This is a genomic window from Amycolatopsis sp. NPDC059027 (assembly GCF_042739735.1).
Taxonomy (GTDB): domain Bacteria; phylum Actinomycetota; class Actinomycetes; order Mycobacteriales; family Pseudonocardiaceae; genus Amycolatopsis.
Window position 1 is genome coordinate 1 of sequence record NZ_JBHYIK010000027.1, and the last position, 18,044, is coordinate 18,044.

Annotated in this window: 12 protein-coding genes; 11 read left to right on the forward strand and 1 reads right to left on the reverse strand. The window is 68.5% G+C overall.

The window, feature by feature from the left end; translation table 11 throughout:
• Positions 1-444 precede the first annotated feature (444 nt).
• From ACFWY9_RS19920 to sbnA, 9 genes are all read left to right on the forward strand, one after another.
• The gene (locus tag ACFWY9_RS19920) at positions 445-4,131 is read left to right on the forward strand and encodes a nitrate reductase subunit alpha (protein ID WP_378339492.1); all 3,687 of its coding nucleotides are present in this window, start codon (positions 445-447) and stop codon (positions 4,129-4,131) included.
• 31 nt (positions 4,132-4,162) lie between these two features.
• A complete protein-coding gene (gene narH / locus ACFWY9_RS19925; protein WP_378329227.1) occupies positions 4,163-5,740 on the forward strand; it encodes a nitrate reductase subunit beta in 1,578 nt (525 codons plus the stop codon).
• Positions 5,737-6,381, forward strand: a complete 645-nt coding sequence (gene narJ, locus ACFWY9_RS19930) for a nitrate reductase molybdenum cofactor assembly chaperone (RefSeq protein WP_378339494.1) — start codon at positions 5,737-5,739, stop codon at positions 6,379-6,381. Before narH ends, narJ begins: the two co-directional genes overlap by 4 nt.
• The gene (gene narI / locus ACFWY9_RS19935) at positions 6,378-7,145 is read left to right on the forward strand and encodes a respiratory nitrate reductase subunit gamma (protein ID WP_378329229.1); all 768 of its coding nucleotides are present in this window, start codon (positions 6,378-6,380) and stop codon (positions 7,143-7,145) included. The genes narJ and narI overlap by 4 nt, the downstream gene beginning before the upstream one ends.
• Positions 7,146-7,790: 645 nt before the next feature.
• Positions 7,791-10,274: a Pls/PosA family non-ribosomal peptide synthetase gene (locus ACFWY9_RS19940; protein WP_378339495.1), complete on the forward strand. Its 2,484-nt coding sequence runs from the start codon at positions 7,791-7,793 to the stop codon at positions 10,272-10,274.
• Positions 10,275-10,376: 102 nt separating this feature from the next.
• Positions 10,377-12,887 carry an amino acid adenylation domain-containing protein gene (locus ACFWY9_RS19945; RefSeq protein ID WP_378339496.1) on the forward strand — a complete coding sequence of 837 codons (2,511 nt, stop codon included), beginning with the start codon at positions 10,377-10,379 and terminating at the stop codon, positions 12,885-12,887.
• Between the two features lie 46 nt (positions 12,888-12,933).
• A complete protein-coding gene (locus tag ACFWY9_RS19950) occupies positions 12,934-13,938 on the forward strand; it encodes a TauD/TfdA family dioxygenase (RefSeq protein ID WP_378339498.1) in 1,005 nt (334 codons plus the stop codon).
• The gene (gene sbnB, locus ACFWY9_RS19955) at positions 13,935-14,975 is read left to right on the forward strand and encodes a 2,3-diaminopropionate biosynthesis protein SbnB (protein WP_378339499.1); all 1,041 of its coding nucleotides are present in this window, start codon (positions 13,935-13,937) and stop codon (positions 14,973-14,975) included. Before ACFWY9_RS19950 ends, sbnB begins: the two co-directional genes overlap by 4 nt.
• Positions 14,976-15,008: 33 nt before the next feature.
• The gene (gene sbnA, locus ACFWY9_RS19960; protein WP_378329234.1) at positions 15,009-16,025 is read left to right on the forward strand and encodes a 2,3-diaminopropionate biosynthesis protein SbnA; all 1,017 of its coding nucleotides are present in this window, start codon (positions 15,009-15,011) and stop codon (positions 16,023-16,025) included.
• 175 nt (positions 16,026-16,200) lie between these two features.
• Here the strand turns inward: sbnA and ACFWY9_RS19965 are convergent, their stop codons facing one another.
• Complete coding sequence (locus tag ACFWY9_RS19965) at positions 16,201-17,253, reverse strand: hypothetical protein (RefSeq protein WP_378339500.1); 1,053 nt, start codon at positions 17,251-17,253, stop codon at positions 16,201-16,203.
• 138 nt (positions 17,254-17,391) lie between these two features.
• Between ACFWY9_RS19965 and ACFWY9_RS19970 the strand changes: the two genes are divergently transcribed.
• Positions 17,392-17,628 (forward strand): hypothetical protein, encoded by a 237-nt coding sequence (locus tag ACFWY9_RS19970; RefSeq protein WP_378339501.1) that lies wholly within the window; start codon positions 17,392-17,394, stop codon positions 17,626-17,628.
• A gap of 2 nt (positions 17,629-17,630) precedes the next feature.
• Complete coding sequence (locus ACFWY9_RS19975; RefSeq protein ID WP_378339502.1) at positions 17,631-18,014, forward strand: VOC family protein; 384 nt, start codon at positions 17,631-17,633, stop codon at positions 18,012-18,014.
• Positions 18,015-18,044: the final 30 nt, after the last annotated feature.

Consider the following 18,044-nt stretch of genomic DNA (forward strand, 5'->3'; position numbering starts at 1 on the left):
TAAAAAGCACCCGCCGGTTAACTAAAGGATCTCCGGCCCCGTTAGGCCAACCTGCGGCGCGAGACCCCCCGCCAAGGTGGCCTTACCGGCATGACACATGCGTCGAGAGTGGGTCCGTTATGTCGTATTTGTGCGGGATGGTCCACCAGCCCCGCGACCACCTGGGCCGAGCGTTACCGAGAGCTACTGTTGTCTAGAACAACAGTCCACAGTCGACAGGACAGAGCGCGCGACCGAAAATTGACAAACGATTTACTTTCCTTTACCTTGATCGCTTTTCGCTTAGCCGCTTAGAGTGAATCGCACGACAGAAACGATCGAGTAGCGGCGCGAAGATCATGATGGCGCTACGCTGGCGCCATCCTCACTCGCCGACGTGATCGGCCTGCCACACCCAATGCCGGCCGTCGATTCTCACGCCATTTTTACGGAGGTGCCCGAGATATGGGTCATCGTGGCCGGAAGAGCGCGACGACGGCGTCGGGCTCCGCCGCCGAAACCCTGCTGCGGCTCGGCAGATATCTCACCCGGTCCGCGACGTCGGACGACCTGCGCACGGTGTACCACGTCGGCGGCCGCGAAGGGGATTCCTTCTACCGCAACCGGTGGAGCCACGACAAGGTGGTGCCCTCGACGCACGGGGTGAACTGCACCGGTTCGTGCCGCTGGAAGGTCTACGTGTCGGACGGGATCATCACCTGGGAAACCCAGGATCCCGACTACCCGTCCGTAGGCCCGGACAAACCGGAATACGAACCCCGCGGCTGCCCGCGCGGCGCGTCCTTTTCCTGGTATTCCTATTCTCCCACTCGTGTCCGTTTTCCGTACGCTCGAGGCGTCCTAGTGGAAATGTACCGTTCCGCGCGCCACGTACACGGAGACCCGGTACTCGCCTGGAAATCGATCGTGGACGATCCGTGGAAGCGGCGGGTCTACCAGAAAGCGCGCGGCAAGGGCGGTCTCGTCCGGGTGAGCTGGGACGAAGCCGCCGAGATCGCGGCGGCGGCGCACGTCCACACCATCGCCACCCACGGCCCGGACCGCGTCGCCGGGTTTTCGCCGATCCCGGCGATGTCGATGGTCTCGCACGCGGTCGGCTCCCGGTTCATGGCGCTGATCGGGGCGCCGATGCTGTCGTTCTACGACTGGTACGCGGACCTCCCGATCGCCTCCCCGCAGGTCTTCGGCGACCAGACCGACGTGCCGGAGTCCGCGGACTGGTGGGACGCGGCGTATCTGCTGATGTGGGGCTCCAACGTCCCGGTCACCCGCACCCCGGACGCCCATTGGATGACCGAAGCGCGCTACCGGGGTCAGAAGGTCGTGGTGGTCTCCCCCGACTACGCCGACAACACCAAGTTCGCCGACGAATGGCTCGCGCCGCACCCCGGCACGGACGCGGCGCTCGCGATGGCCATGGGACACGTGCTGCTCAAGGAGTTCTTCGTCGAGCGGGAAATCGAATACTTCGCCCGCTACACCCGCGAGAACACCGACCTGCCGTTCCTGGTCACCCTCGAAGAACGCGACGGCGCCCACGTGCCGTCGAAGTTCCTCACCGAGGCGGACCTCGGCGGCACCGGCGCGGACGCGGCGTGGAAGACCGTCCTGGTCGACGAGCGGACCGGCGAACCAGTGGTGCCCAACGGATCCGCGGGCTTCCGCTGGAACGACGAGGACGCCGGACGCTGGAACCTCGAACTCGGCGACGTCGTCCCACGGCTGAGCACGCTGGACGCGGCCGGACACCGGGACGTCGAGGTCCTGTTGCCGAGGTTCGACGGCCCCGAGGGCACCGGCGCCGTGCTGCGCCGGGGCGTGCCCGCCGCGACGGTCGGGGGCAGGCTCGTGACGACCGTGTTCGACCTGCTGCTCGCGCAGTACGGGGTGCGCCGGGAAAACCTGCCGGGCGACTGGCCGTCGGACTACGACGACGCCTCGCAGCCGTACACCCCGGTGTGGCAGGAGGAGATCACCTCCGTCCCGGCCGGACGGGTGGCCAGGATCGCCCGCGAGTTCGGCGAAACCGCGGCGGAATCCCGTGGCCGCTGCATGATCCTGATGGGCGCGGGCACGAACCACTGGTTCCATTCCGACACCGTCTACCGGGCGTTCCTCGCCCTGCTGACGCTCACCGGCTGCCAGGGCCGCAACGGCGGCGGCTGGGCACACTACGTCGGCCAGGAGAAGGTCCGGCCGCTGACCGGGCACGCCACGCTGGCCGGTGCGCTGGACTGGACGCGCCCGCCCCGCCAGATGATCGGCACCGCCTACTGGTACCTGCACACCGGGCAGTGGCGGTACGACGGGCTGCGCAACGACGTCCTGCTTTCCCCGCTGGCCACGGGAAAGCTCGCCGGCACCACGGCCGCCGACGCGATGGCGCTGTCGGCACGGCTCGGCTGGATGCCCTCCTATCCGACGTTCGACCGCAATCCCCTGGACCTGGCCGACGAGGCCGGGAACGACCCCGACGGCTACGTCGTCGACCAGCTGCGCGCGGGCGAACTCCGGTTCGCCTGCGAAGACCCCGACGCACCACGGAACTGGCCCCGGGTGCTGACCGTCTGGCGGTCGAACCTGCTCGGCTCCTCGGCGAAGGGCCACGAATACTTCCTGCGTCACCTGCTGGGCACCGACGCGAACCTGCGCGCGGCCGAGGCCCCGCCGGATCGGCGACCGCGAAGCCTGGTGTGGCACGACGAAGCCCCCGAGGGCAAGCTCGATCTGTTGCTGGCCTTGGACTACCGGATGACCAGTACGACGCTGTTCGCCGACGTAGTGCTGCCCGCAGCCACCTGGTACGAGAAGCACGACCTGTCCTCCACCGACATGCACCCGTTCGTGCACTCGTTCAACGCCGCGGTCGATCCGCCCTGGCAGACCCGCACCGACTTCGACGCCTTCCACACGATCGCCCGTCACTTCAGCGAACTCGCCGAAACACACCTCGGGGTCCGGCGGGATCTGATCGCGACGCCGATGACGCACGACACGCCGTCCGAGCTGGCCCAGCCGGGTGGTGTCGTCCGTGACTGGCGCGCGGGCGAGACCGAACCCGTCCCCGGCCGCACCATGCCGAAGCTGACCGTCGTGGAACGCGACTATCCCGCGGTGGCGGCGAAACTGGCGACCTTGGGCCCGCTGCTGGAGAAGTCGGGCACGGCGACCAAGGGCCTCACCTACGACGTCACCGAGGAAATCTCGTGGCTCGGCACGAAGAACGGCGTCGCCGCGGCCGGTCCCGCGGCGGGCAGGCCGCTGATCGACACCGACATCCGCGCCGCCGACGCCGTCCTCGCGCTGTCCGGTACGACGAACGGGCGGCTGGCCACGCAGGGCTTCCGCACACTCGAACAGCGGGTGGGCACCGAATTGGCGCATCTGGCCGCCGAGCACGAGGGCAAGCGGATCTCCTTCGCCGACACCAGGAGCAGGCCGGCGGCGGTGATCACCAGCCCGGAATGGTCCGGCAGCGAGAGCGGCGGGCGTCGCTACTCCGCGTTCGTGATCAACGTCGAGCACCGCAAACCCTGGCACACCCTCACCGGGCGTCAGCACTTCTTCCTCGACCACGACTGGATGCACGAACTCGGCGAGGCGCTCCCGGTGTACCGGCCGCCGCTGGACATGAACCGGCTGTTCGGCGAGCCGCGGATCGGCCCGCACGGCAAGGAGGTGACGGTCCGCTACCTCACCCCGCACAGCAAATGGTCCATCCACTCCACCTACCAGGACAACCTGCACATGCTGACCCTCTCCCGTGGCGGGCAGGCGATCTGGATGAGCCCCGCCGACGCCGCCGCCATCGACGTCCACGACAACGACTGGATCGAGGCGGTCAACCGCAACGGCGTCGTCGTCGCCCGCGCGATCGTCTCGCACCGGATGCCCACCGGCACCGTTTTCCTTTACCACGCACAGGATCGCGCGGTGAACGTCCCGCGCAGCGAGGCCACCGGAAAACGCGGCGGGACACACAACTCGCTCACCCGGCTGCTGATGAAACCCACCCACCTCATCGGCGGCTACGCCCAGCTGTCCTTCGGCTTCAACTATCTCGGCCCGACCGGCAACCAGCGCGACGAGGTCACGGTCATCCGCCGCCGCGCGCAGGAGGTGACCTACTGATGCTGCCGAAACGAAGCTTGCGAGTGACCCGATGAAACCGATGGCGCAGCTCGCGATGGTGATGAACCTGGACAAGTGCATCGGCTGCCACACGTGTTCGGTGACGTGCAAACAGACGTGGACCAACCGCACCGGGACCGAGTACGTCTGGTTCAACAACGTGGAAACCCGTCCGGGACAAGGATATCCGCGCCGCTACGAGGATCAGGACCGCTGGCGCGGCGGCTGGACGCTGAACAACCGCGGTCGCCTGAAACTCAAGGGCGGCGGACGGCTGCGCAAGCTCGGCTCGCTCTTCGCGAACCCCGATCTGCCCGGGATCGGCGACTACTACGAGCCGTGGACCTACGACTACAGCACCCTGATCGACGCCCCGCTCGGCGACGACGTCCCGGCCGCCGCGCCGAAATCGGCGATCACCGGGAAGCCGATGCAACCGGAATGGGGCCCCAACTGGGACGACGACCTCGGCGGTTCGGCCGACCACGGCGACGACGACCCGGTATTGGCGGCACTGCGGGAAAAAGTGGGCATGACGATCAAGCTCGAGTACGAGCAGAGCTTCATGTTCTACCTCCCCCGGATCTGCGAGCACTGCCTCAACCCCGCCTGCGTGGCCAGCTGCCCGTCCGGCGCGCTGTACAAGCGCACCGAGGACGGCATCGTGCTCGTCGACCAGGATCGCTGCCGGGGCTGGCGGATGTGCGTCACCGGCTGCCCGTACAAGAAGGTCTACTTCAACCACAAGACCGGCAAAGCCGAGAAGTGCACGTTCTGCTATCCGAGGGTCGAAGCCGGGGAGCCCACCATCTGCTCGGAAACCTGCGTCGGGCGCCTGCGCTACATCGGTGTCGTGCTCTACGACGCGGACCGCGTCACCGAGGCCGCGAGTGTCGCCGACGAGCACGACCTCTACCCCGCGCAGCTGGACATCATGCTCGACCCGCACGATCCGGACGTCGTGGCCGCCGCGGAGCGAGCGGGTATCGGGCACGACTGGATCCTCGCCGCGCAGCGCTCCCCGGTGTACCAGCTCATCCACGACTACCGGCTCGCGCTGCCGCTGCACCCGGAATACCGCACCCTGCCGATGGTCTGGTACGTCCCGCCGCTGTCCCCGGTGGCCGAGGCCGTGTCCGGCAGCGGGTTCGACGGCGAAGACGGCGACAACCTCTTCGGGGCCATCGACTCGCTGCGCATCCCGCTCGAATACCTCGCCGAACTGTTCACCGCCGGAGACGTCGCGCCGGTCCGGGCGTCGCTGCGCCGGCTCGCCGCGATGCGCTCGTACATGCGCGCGGTGAACCTCGGCCGGGAACCCGACGACGCGCTGCTCCACGCGGTCGGCCTCACCGGCGAGCAGATGTTCGCGATGTACCGGCTGCTCGCGCTGGCGAAGTACGACGAACGCTACGTCATCCCGACGGCCGGGACGGGCCAGGCACACGACCTCGAAGGCATCGCGACCCAGTGCAGTCTCGACGTCGACGGCGGCCCCGGCATGGGCGGAACCCCTGCCGGGCCGGGCCGGGTGGACCTGGTGAGCTGGAAGCCCGACGACCGGCCCGCCGGGCTCTTCCCCACCCTCCACGGCGGTGAGTCCCGGTGAGGCTCTCCGTCCGGAAGGCCCGGGGCGCGGATCAGCGGACCCTGGCCGTCCTGCGTCAGCTGTGCGGCTGGTGCCTGCAGTACCCCGACGAATCCGTTCTGGGCAAGCTCCCGCTGTTCCGCGCCTGCCTCGCCGAACTCGACCCGGCTTCGCCAGGGCACGCGGAACTGACGCGGACGATCCGATACCTGTCCGGCGGCGAGCCGCTTTCCCTGGCCGCGCACTACGTCGAGGTCTTCGAGCGCAAACCCCGCCGGACCCTGCACCTGAGCTGGTTCACCGACGGCGACACCCGGCGCCGTGGACAGACCTTGGCCGCGCTCAAGGCGTTCTACCGCGACCACGGCTTCGTCCCGGCGGAGAACGAGCTGCCCGACTTCCTCCCGGTCCTGCTCGAATTCGCCGCGAACGCGGTGCCCACGGCGGCCGACGGGCTGCTGGCGCGGTTCACCCCGGCGCTGCGGTTGCTGCACCGTCACCTCGGGACGCTCGACACGCCGTATCGGGACACCGTCGCCGTGGTGCTGGCGACGGCGCCACCGCCGGACGAACGCGCCGCCGTGGCTCTGTCCGAGACGGGCCCGCCCGCCGAACTGGTCGGACTCGGTCCCTACCCCACCGGGCGCAAGGAATTCCCATGATCTCGACGATCGACATCCTGTTGTGGGGCGCCGCGCCCTACGCCACGCTCGCGCTGCTGATCGCGGGGACCGTCTGGCGGTACCGCTACGACAGGTTCGGCTGGACGAGCCGCTCCTCGCAGCTGCACGAGTCACGGATCCTCAAGGTCGCCAGCCCGTTGTTCCACTTCGGACTGTTGATGGTCGTCGGCGGGCACGTGCTCGGCCTGTTCGTGCCGAAGAACCTCACGGAACTGGTCGGCATCACCGAGGACGACTACCACGTCGTCTCCCTGCTGCTCGGCACGGTCGCCGGGCTCGCCGCCATCGCCGGGCTGGCCCTGCTGCTCTGGCGGCGGTTGCGCACCCCCGCCGTCCGGGACGCGACGACGCGCAGCGACAAAACCATGTACGTGGTGCTCGTGCTCGTCCTGCTGGCCGGGCTCGCGACCACGATCGTCGACAACGGCGCCCGCGGCGGCTACGACTACCGGGAGACCATCGGCCCGTGGATGCGCGGGATCTTCCTCCTGCACCCGCGGCCGGAACTGCTCGCGCACGCACCGCTGGACTACCAGCTGCACACCGGGATCGGCATGGTGCTGTTCACGCTGTGGCCGTTCTCCCGGCTCGTCCACGCGTTCAGCGCTCCGCTGCAGTACCTGTTCCGGCCCTACCTCGTCTACCGCGGCCGCCGCCCCGGCCGGATCGGCACCCGCACCCCCGAACGCGGCTGGGAGCCGCACCGGGACCACCACACCGCCGGGCCACGCGGGCGCCGGTGAGCACCACCGTCCTTTGCGGACTCCGCGAGAAACCGATCCCACTCTCAGCGAGCACTCAGGCACTCTGCGAGACACTGCGAGATTCCCACGGGGTGAACCGCGCGCCCAAACCGTGCGACGCCGGGCAAAAGCCGAACCCGCGCGACCGCGATAACGGCGGCTCAGGTCAGCCGACGGCAACCCGGCCTTCACCGCATGCCTCGTGCAATTCACCGCGGCGCGCGTGAACCAACCGTTATCTTCGGTCACGTCCCGTGCAGCGACAGAGTTTTGTTACCCAGCCGCCCGTATCATGAGCGAAGAACACTCTCCTGGGCCATCAGTTTCCCTTATGGGGCTATCATATTACTGCCGATCGGAGTATCGTGAACACGCACAGGATGGTAACTCCACCACCATGAGCACCACTTTTACCACTGGTTAATTTCGACAAGAAACGGCCTGTCGAAATTCTCGTGTAGCATGGATCTTGTTTCCGGCAACACGGTGCCATTTCACGTGATCTGAGCGGTATTCGTGATTTTGCGAAGTTCGCGGGCGACTTTTATTTCAAACGGGTTACGGAACAGAAGAATTCGGACGCCGGGGGTTACTTCACGGTTAAAGACGTTGATTATCGACGGCGTGGGGCTAACTGAGTCTTCTATGACCGAGGCTGGTTCGACCGCCGGTGTCGAGCGCGAGTTCGCTCAGGTTCTGGCCGACATAGTGGGGGGTGAGCAGGTAGGTCCGGACAGTCACTTCTTCGACGATCTGGGCGCCAACTCGTTGCTGATGGCCAAGTTCTGCGCACGCGTCAGGAAGAGACCGGACCTCCCGCCGGTGTCGATGCGGGAGATCTACCGCTACCCGACCGTCAGCAGCCTGGCGACGGCGCTGACGGACGCCGAGCAGGCCCCGGTCGAGCAAGAGGCCCCGGCGAAGGAGGCGATGGAGCCGAAGCAGCGGGCCGGAACGCTGCGGTACAGCCTCTGTGGGGCGCTGCAAGTGCTGTTCTTCCTGGCGTATTCGTGCTTCCTCGCGGTGGCCATGTCGCTGGGCGCGGAGTGGATCTCGGGCGGGGCCGGTTTCTTCGGGTACTACCTGCGCTCGGTGGCGTTCGGGGGCGCGCTGCTGGCGGTGCTGTGCACGGTGCCGATCGCGGTGAAATGGATGGTCATCGGCCGGTGGCGGCCACGCGAGATCCCGGTGTGGAGCCTGACGTACTTCCGCTTCTGGCTCGTCAAGACGTTGGTGCAGCGGAACGTGCTGGTGTTGTTCTTCGCCGGTTCCCCGCTGTATTCGATCTACTTGAGAGCGCTCGGGGCACGTGTCGGGAGAGGCGTCACGATCTTCTCCCAGCATGTGCCCGTCTGCACCGACCTGCTGACCATCGGCGACGGCGCGGTCGTCCGGCGGGACTCGTTCTTCACCGGATACCGGGCACACGCCGGAATGATCCAGACGGGCACGGTCTCGCTCGGGAAGAACGCGTTCGTCGGGGAGATGTCCACCATCGACCTCGGGACCACACTCGGCGAAGGGTCCCAGCTCGGCCACACCTCCTCCCTGCACACCGGGCAGGCGGTACCGGACGGGGAATGCTGGCACGGCTCCCCCGCGCAGCGGGCCGATCTGGACTACCGGGCGATCGGCTCGACCGGCAACGGGAACTTCCGGAGAGGCTTCTACGTCGTCCGCCAGCTGCTGGTGCTCGTGGGGCTGTTCGCACCGCTGATGCTCGGCGGCATCGACCTCGTGCTGAACCAGGTCCCGCGGCTGGCCGCCCTGCTGGGCGGCTCGGTGCTGCTGGACTTCACGAGCTGGACGTTCTACCGCGACGCCCTGATCGCTTCGCTCGTGCTCTTCTTCGGCCTCCGGCTCGCCGGATTCCTGTTCAGCACCACGGTTCCCCGGCTGCTCGACCTCGCGCTCGAACCGGGCAAGGTGTATCCGCTGTACGGCGTCCACTACTCGCTGCACCGCGCCATCCGGCTCGTCACCAACGCGAAGTTCTTCAAGACGCTCTTCGGGGACAGCTCCGCCATCGTGCACTACCTGCGTGTCCTCGGCTGCGACCTGGCGAAGGTCGAGCAGACCGGCTCGAACTTCGGGCTGCAGGAGAGGTTCGAATCGCCCTACCTGAGCGCGGTCGGCAGGGGGACGATGATCGCGGACGGGCTGTCGGTCGTCAACGCGGACTACTCGAACACGTCCTTCCGCGTGTCCCGTGCGTCGATCGGGGCACACAACTTCCTGGGGAACAACGTCGTCTTCCCCGCCGCGGCGAAGACGGGTGACAACTGCCTGCTCGCGACCAAGGTCCTGGTCCCCATCGACGGGGAGGTCCGCGAGGGCGTCGGGCTGCTGGGCTCGCCCAGTTTCGAGATCCCGCGTTCGGTCGAACGGGACAGCCAGTTCGACCATCCGGAGACCGCGGACGAGCTTCGCCGCAGGCTCGCCGCCAAGAACAGGCACAACGCCGTCACCATGGCGTTGTACGTGCTGTCGCAGTGGCTCTACTTCTTCGGCGTGGTCCTGCTCAGCTGGGGCACGGATGTCCTCTACAGCCGCATCGGCGCGCCGGTGATCGCGTTCGACTCGATCGTCATGGTCCTGTACAGCATCGGCTACTTCGTCTTCGTCGAGCGAGTGGTCACCCTGATCCGGCCGCTGAAACCCTTGTCCTGTTCGATCTACGACCGCCGCTTCTGGCGGCACGAACGGTTCTGGAAGGCCGCCTCGACGACACTGCACCTCCAGCTGCTGAACGGCACGCCCTTCAAGGGCCTCGCGTGGCGGCTGCTGGGGGTACGGGTGGGCCGCAGGCTCTTCGACGACGGCTGCGGGATGCCGGAGAAGACGCTGGTGACCATCGGCGACGACGTCACGCTCAACGCCGGCTCGATCATCCAGTGTCATTCCCAGGAGGACGGCGGCTTCAAGCTCGACGGCATCACCATCGGGGACGACTGCACCATCGGGACCGGCGCGTGGGTCCACTACGGCGTGCGGATGGGCGAGGGTGCCGTGCTCGCGCCCGATTCCTTCCTCATGAAGGGCGAAGAGGTCCCGAAACACACGCACTGGGGCGGAAACCCGGCCGGCGAGATCCGGGACGCCGCAGTGCGGCCCGCACGCGTCCACTGACCGGAACCGACGACAACTCACCCCTGGACCCAGGCCGGCTCGAGCGCTTTCGACGCCGCCGTGGTCGACGACGCCCGAACACCAGCGAATGGAGAGGAAACCGTGAGCAGAGCGGAAGGCGCGAGGACACCGGCCGGAGGTGGCCGGGAGTACTGGGCTGCCGTGCTCGCCGCAGGCGGGGCCACGAGAATTCCACAATGGACACTGCACCCGGTGGCCGGTGCCACCGAGCACGAAACCCCGATACCCGGCGACCTCGTGAAGACGCTGCGCCGAATGACAGAAGGCCTGTCCATCCCCTTGAGTTCCGTGCTGCTCGCGGTGCACGCGAAGGTACTCGCCGCGCTGTCCGGCGAACGCGAAGTCACCTTGGGGTACCGCGCCGCGCCCGGCGGGCAGCCGCTGCCGTGCGGGCTGACGATCGAACCGGGGTCCTGGCGAGCGCTGCTCCACGACGCCGCCAAGGCCGAGTCACAGTTGCTGGCACACAAGGACTTTCCGCTCGACGGCCTCCGGCGGGAGCTGAGCCTGGCCGGGCCGGTGTTCGAGACCGTCCTCGATCCGGGCGGCCACGGCGGGGATCTCGCCGGTGACGCCGTGCTGTCGGTCGGCCTGGTGGACGACGCGGGCGGGCTGAACTTGCGGATCCGGTACCGCACCGACGTCCTCGACGCGGACTTCGCGGCCAGGATCGGCGGCTACCACCACACCGCACTGGCCTCGCTCGGCGCGGACCCGGATGCCGGGCACAGCGGGCAATCCCTGCTTTCCGAGGAGGAACTCGCCCGGCAGCTGGAAGATCTCGCCGGGCCCCGCCGGGAGCTGCCGGATCTCCGGGTCCACGAGCTGATCGAGCAGCGGGTGCGCGTCCACCCGGACGCGGTCGCGGCGGTGCACGGGCACCGGCGGTGGACCTACCGGCAGCTCAACGCCCGTGCCAACCGGCTGGCGCGAGCCCTGCTGGCGCGGGGCCTGCACCGCGAGGACGTCGTCGCGGTGGTGACCGAGCGCGGTCTGGACTGGCTGGCCGCCGTCCTCGCGATCTTCAAGGCAGGGGGCGTCTATCTGCCCATCGAGCCGCATTTCCCGGCCGACCGCATCGCGAAGACCCTCTCGCGCGCGGAATGCGGGCTGGTGCTGACCGAGCCGGGCAGCACCACCACGCTCGGCAAGGCGCTCGACACCCTGCCCGGCACCCGGTCCCTCCTCATCGACACGGCCTGCGCCGAACAGCACGACGAGACGGATCTCGGCGTCGAGGTCACCGCGGATCAGCTCGCCTACATCTACTTCACCTCCGGCTCGACCGGGGAACCGAAGGGGGCGATGCTCGAACACGCCGGCATGCTCAACCACCTCTACGCCAAGATCGACGATCTGGGGATCGCCGAAGGCCAGATCGTCGCCCAGACCGCCCCGCAGTGTTTCGACATCTCACTGTGGCAGCTCGTCGCCGGGCTCCTGGTCGGCGGCCGGACGCTGGTGATCGGGCAGGAGATCATCCTCGACGTGCGGCGGTTCGTCGACACCGTCGTCGAGGGCCGGGTCAACGTGCTCCAGCTCGTCCCGTCCTATCTCGAAGTCGTTCTGTCCTTTGTGGAGCAAAACCCCCGGCCGCTGCCGGACCTGCACTGCGTGTCGGTCACCGGTGAGGCGCTGAAGAAGGAACTCACCGAACGCTGGTTCGCGGCCGAACCGGACATCAAGCTCGTCAACGCTTACGGGCTGACCGAGACCTCGGACGACACCAACCACGAGGTGCTGACCCGGCCGCCGGACCGGGACCGGGTTCCGCTCGGCCCCGCCGTGAACAACGTGCGCGTCTACGTCGTCGACGAGCACTTGTCCCTGGTGCCGCTGGGAGCCCCCGGTGAGATCGTCTTCTCGGGCGTGTGCGTCGGACGTGGCTACGTCAACGATCCGGAACGCACGCGGGCCGCCTTCCGCACCGATCCGTATCACCCCGGACAGCGGCTCTACCGCAGCGGCGACCACGGCCGGTGGCTGCCCGAAGGGAAGCTCGAGTTCCTCGGCCGCCGCGACACTCAGGTCAAGATCCGCGGTTTCCGGATCGAGATCGGCGAGATCGAGAACACCCTGCTGTGTGTCCCCGGCGTCCGCGACGCGGCGGTGGTGGTCGTCGAGCGAGCGGACCGGAGCAAACATCTGGTGGCCTTCTACTCGGCCGGGCGACCGCTGGAACTCGACACCCTGCGGACGCGGCTGGGCGCGTCGCTGCCCGAGTACATGGTGCCGTCGGCCTTCCAGTGGCAGGACCGCCTTCCGGTGAACGCCAACGGAAAGATCGACAAGAAGACACTCACGGTACGGGCCGCCGAACTCCACCGCGGCGACGAGAGTGGCGGGCAGCACCACGCGCCCCGCACGCCGACCGAAAAGCGGCTGGCGGAAGCCTGGGCCGGCGTGCTCGGCGTCCGCGCGGACCAGCTCGGGCGGCGAGACCACTTCTTCGACCGGGGCGGATCGTCGCTGTCGGCGGTGAAACTGGCGATCGCGCTCGACCGCACGGTGTCCTTGAAGGACATCACCCGGCACCCCGTCCTCGCCGATCTCGCCGAATTACTCGACGCCGGCCGAAAACTGCCCGGCTGAGTTCCCTGTCCTGAGCACGACCGGCACAACCGAAAGGAACACGGAAATGTCATCCTCGTCCGCGGCGTCGCTGCTCGACGTGGCCCTGCGCCCCGGCGCGCCCCCGACGCTGGACGTCGAGCACATCGACGCCCCGCCGAGCTGGGCCGCCGGGCACCGGGACGCCCTGCGCGCCCTCGTCATGGAACACGGCTCGCTTCTGATCCGTGGTCTCGGCCTCGCCGAACCGGCCGGAACCGCCGCCGTCTTCCGGGAACTGACCGGCGAACTGATGGCGGAGAAGGAACCCTTCGCCCCGCGCCCGGCCTACTCCCCCGGCGTCTATTCCTCCACACCGTGGCCGCCGTATCAGCCGATGTGCATGCACCACGAACTCAGCTACACCCTCGAATTCCCCGGCCTCATGCTGTTCGCGTGCCTCACCCCGCCCGCCGGTGGCGGCGTGACCGGCGTCGCCGACGCGGCGGCCGTGCTCGCGGCGCTGCCGCCCGACCTTGTCGATCGGTTCGAACGGGACGGCTGGCAGCTCGTCCGCTGCTACAACGAGGAAATCGGGGCGTCGGTCGGCGAAACGTTCGGCACCGACGACCGCCGGGCCATCGAACGGTACTGCCGGGACAACGCCATCGAGTACGCCTGGCAGCCCGACGGCGGACTGCGCACCCGGCAACGGCGCAGCGCCGTGATCCGCCATCCGCTCACCGGACTGCGCTGCTGGTTCAACCAGATCGCGTTCCTGAACGAGTGGACGATCGAGCCCGAGATCCGGGAATACCTCGTGGACCTCTACGGCGCCGACGGACTGCCGTTCACCACGCGCTTCGGCAACGGCGACCCCATCGGCGAGGACGTCGTGCAGCTGCTCAACGACGTCTACGAGGCCCAGACCGCGCGAGAACCCTGGCAGGCGGGCGATCTGCTGCTCGTCGACAACATCCGCACCGCGCACAGCAGGGAAGCCTTCGACGGGCCGCGCGAGGTGGTCGTCGGCATGGGCGACCCGATCCGCCTTGCCGACTGCGCGCCCACCGTGGAGGTGAGGACCCGATGACCGCCACGGGCGCCCCCGCCACCGCGCCGCCGTTCGCGGTGATCTCCGGGGCCCAGGTGCACGACGCGCTGCAGGGCCGCGAGAGCCGGATCGTGGGGCTGGTCGAGGAGACCTACCGGCTGCACGGCGCCGGGGACTCGGTCAACCCGCCCTCCTATTTCCTGCGGTTCCCCGATCGCCCCACCGCCCGGATCATCGCGCTGCCCGCGTCGATCGGCGGGTCCGTCGGGGTCGACGGCCTGAAGTGGATCTCCAGTTATCCGGACAACGTGGCGGCCGGCATCCCGCGGGCCTCCGCGGTGCTGATCCTCAACGACCGCGACACCGGATATCCCTTCGCCTGCCTGGAAAGTTCGATCATCAGCGCCACCAGGACGGCGGCGTCGGCGGCACTGGCCGCGGACGTGCTCAGCCGCGGCCGGGAGCGTCCCACCCGCGTCGGGTTCTTCGGGGTGGGCCTGATCGCCCGCTACATCCACACCTTCCTGGCGGCCACCGGCTGGTCGTTCGACGAGATCGGGGTGCACGACCTTTCCTCGGACAACGCGGCGGGTTTCCGCGGCTATCTGGACCAGGCGGATCCCGGCCGGGTGACCGTCCACGAGACGGCCGAACAGCTGATCCGGTCCAGTGATCTGGTGGTGTTCGCCACCGTCGCCGGACGGCCGCACGTCGAGGACGTCACGTGGTTCGACCATCATCCGCTGGTCCTGCACGTGTCGCTGCGGGATCTCGCGCCCGAGATCCTGCTCGCCTCGGCCAACGTCGTCGACGACGTCGAGCACTGCCTCAAGGCCGACACCTCGCCGCATCTGGCCGAGCAGCGCACCGGGACGCGGGACTTCCTGCTCGGCACGCTCGACGACGTCATCGCCGGGCGGGTGGTCCCGCCCACGGACCGGCCGCTGATCTTTTCGCCCTTCGGCCTCGGCGTGCTCGATCTCGCCGTCGGCAAGTACGTCTACGACGAGATCTCGCGCGCCGGCGAACTCCACATCATCGACGACTTCTTCCGGGAGCTGCGCCGCTATGGCTGACCGAACGCACAGCCCGGACACGAGGAGAGCACAGTGCCCGTCATAACCGTTCCCGAAGCCTTCAACGAGGAAGAGCTCTACATCGACCTCCAATGGAGCTTCGGGCATCCGATCTACCTGAAATGCGAAGGCTTCAACTTCGCCGGATCGATCAAACTGAAGGCCGCGACGGAAATGGTCGACGCCGCCGAGCGGGACGGAACGCTCACCGCCGGATCGGTGCTGATCGAATCGTCGTCCGGCAACCTCGGCGTGGCGCTGAGCATGCTCGCCGCCAGCCGTGGTTACCACTTCGTGTGTGTCACCGATTCCCGGTGCAATCTCTCCACCCGGCGCGCGATCGAGGCGCTGGGCAACGAGGTGCACGTGGTCACCGAGCCCAGTGCCGCCGGCGGTTTCCTGGGGGCGCGGATCGACTACGTCCGCGCACTGTGCGCCGCCGACAGCCGCTACGTCTGGCTCGACCAGTACCGCAACCCCAACAACTGGCGGTCGCACTACCGCCGCACCGCGCCCGCGATCGCCGAGGCATTTCCGAAGCTGGACGTCCTGTTCGTCGGGGCGGGCACCACCGGCACGCTGATGGGGTGCGCGCAGTACTTCCGGGAGTGGCACCGGCCGGTCCGGGTCATCGCGGTGGACAGCGTCGGATCGGTGACCTTCGGCGGCCCGCCGGGACGGCGGATGCTGCCGGGGCTGGGCACGAGCGTCCGCCCGCCGCTGCTCGACGTGTCCTATGTGGACGAAGTCGTGCTCGTCGAGGAGGCCGACACCGTCCGCGCCTGTCACCGGCTGGCGCGCAGCGGTTTCCTCTTCGGCGGCTCGACCGGCACGGTCGTCAGCGGCGCCACCGCGTGGCTCGACCAGCACGACGCGCGCGACCTCACCGCGGTGGCCATCGCCCCGGATCTCGGCGAACGCTATCTCGACACGATCTACCACACCAACTGGCTCCACGACATCTACGGCGACCAGGTCCTCGACGCCGACGGTCAGCCGTCCGAACAACCCGGCCTGCCGAGGCCGAGCCCCACCCTCCAGTGCTACTGACCACGAACGCTTCGCATCCGCGAGGAAGCGTGTTTCGCCGCCGCACGACCTCTGGGGTTACCTATTCTTACGAATAGCGCACCGCGCGGAGAATTCACGAAGCGAACGTGGATTTCGGCCGGGTGTCCGCGTCCGACACCGCGGGCACCCGGCCGCACACACCGGATTCAGGGGCTCAGACCGGGGTTTTCTCGGCAGGAGGCTCGGCCGCGAGATGCAGCGGGCTCTCCTCCCGGCGGATACGGGGGACCTCCCGTTCCTCGTGCATCGCGGTCAGCGGTTGCAGGTCCAGCAGGGGCAGATCCGTGACCGCCTCCAGATGGCGCAACAGGATGCCTTCGCGCAATGCCCACGGGCAGACCTCGACGACGTCCACGTCCAGCGCCGCCAACGTCGCCTCCGCCACCACCGCCCCCGCGACGATCTGCCGCGCCCGTGGCTTCGAAACGCCCCGGAACCGGGCGCGTTCGACGGCGGGGACCTGGGCGAGCCGGGGAATCCACTTCCGCAGATCGGACCGGCGGAGCTCACGCCGCACGAACGGCCCCTTCCGCCGGGCCGGCGCGCCCGCCAGCCGCGCGAGCTGTTTGAAGGTCTTCGACGTCACCACCATCCGCCGGGCGTCCCCTTCCCAGCGAAGCCGGTCGAGTACCTCGCCCAGCGTCGTGCGGACGTGCCCGCGCAACGTCTTGAGCTCCCGGCGCGTCGGCGGGTCCGAGGTGAGAAACTCGCGGGTCAGCCTGCCCGCCCCCAACGGGAGAGAGGTCGCCAGTTCCGGCTCCACATCGCGGCCCAGCACCAGCTCCATCGAGCCGCCGCCGATGTCCGCGAGCAGCAACCGGCCCGCCGACCAGCCGTACCATCTTCGTGCCGCGAAGTAGGTCAGTCTTCCTTCCTCTTCTCCCGAGAGGAACTGCGGCCGGACCCCGGACCGCTGCTCGATCCGGTCGATGATCTCCGCGCGGTTGACCGCGTCCCGCACCGCCGCCGTCACGAACGGGTAGAGCTGGTCCACGTCGAGCCGGGCCGCCGCCTCGACGGCCTTGCCCACGGCGTCCGCGGCTCGCTCGACCCCCGCCTCGCCCAGCGCCCCGTCCGCGCGCAGCTCCTCGGAGAGCAACGTGGGTGCCTTCACCGCGTGCACCGGCAGCGGCGGCGCCCCTGCCACCACCTCCACCACCTGCAACTGGGCCGAATTCGAACCGATGTCCAGAACCGCGAGTCTCATCGGCCCCGGTTACCCCGTCCGTTCCCCGGCAAACGGCTGTCACAGCAGCACCACGCGTCGAGGAGGCCGTGATCACAGCCTGGGGTGTGAACCGGCGCGCTCGGGGTACCCCCATGTCAGACCGAGAGGGGTGCGACCATGCACGACGTGACGAGCAGGCTACGTCCTTCACCGGATCTCGCGATGGAGGGCGAGGACACACCCGAGCAGGTGGACGTCCGGCGCCGGGCCGCCTCGGTGGTGGCGACCGGAGCACGCGACGCCGACGACTGCGCCATGCTGCTGGACATGCTCGGACTGCACCAGAGCCCGCGGACCTTCGACGCCAGGGAGTCCACAGAGGACGTTCTGGCAGCGCGCCGGGAAGAGGCCTAGCCGTGCTGCGTCTGGGGTTCCCCGTGATCGGGGTGAAGGACGTCGAACGCGCGGCGGCATTCTGGTCTGCGGCGCTGCACCTGGTTCCCACCGAGGAGTGGGCGAGCGACACGTGGCGGACGCTGGCCCACGCGGACGGGTCCGGCAGGGTGCTGGGGCTGATGCGCAGCGACTCTCCCGCCGAGGAGCACCCCCGTATCCACCTCGACCTGCTGGTCGACACCCCGGCCGAGCAGGAGGCCGAAGTCGTGCGGCTCGTCGAACTCGGCGCGCACGTGGTGGACTGGGACCACTATCCGCCGAATCCCGACTTCGTCGTACTGGCCGACCCGGACGACAACGTCTTCTGCGTGGTCGACCTGAGCAAGGCGCCGTCCGGGAGCTGATTCGGCGTTTATTCCCGGGTAGCCGGGGAA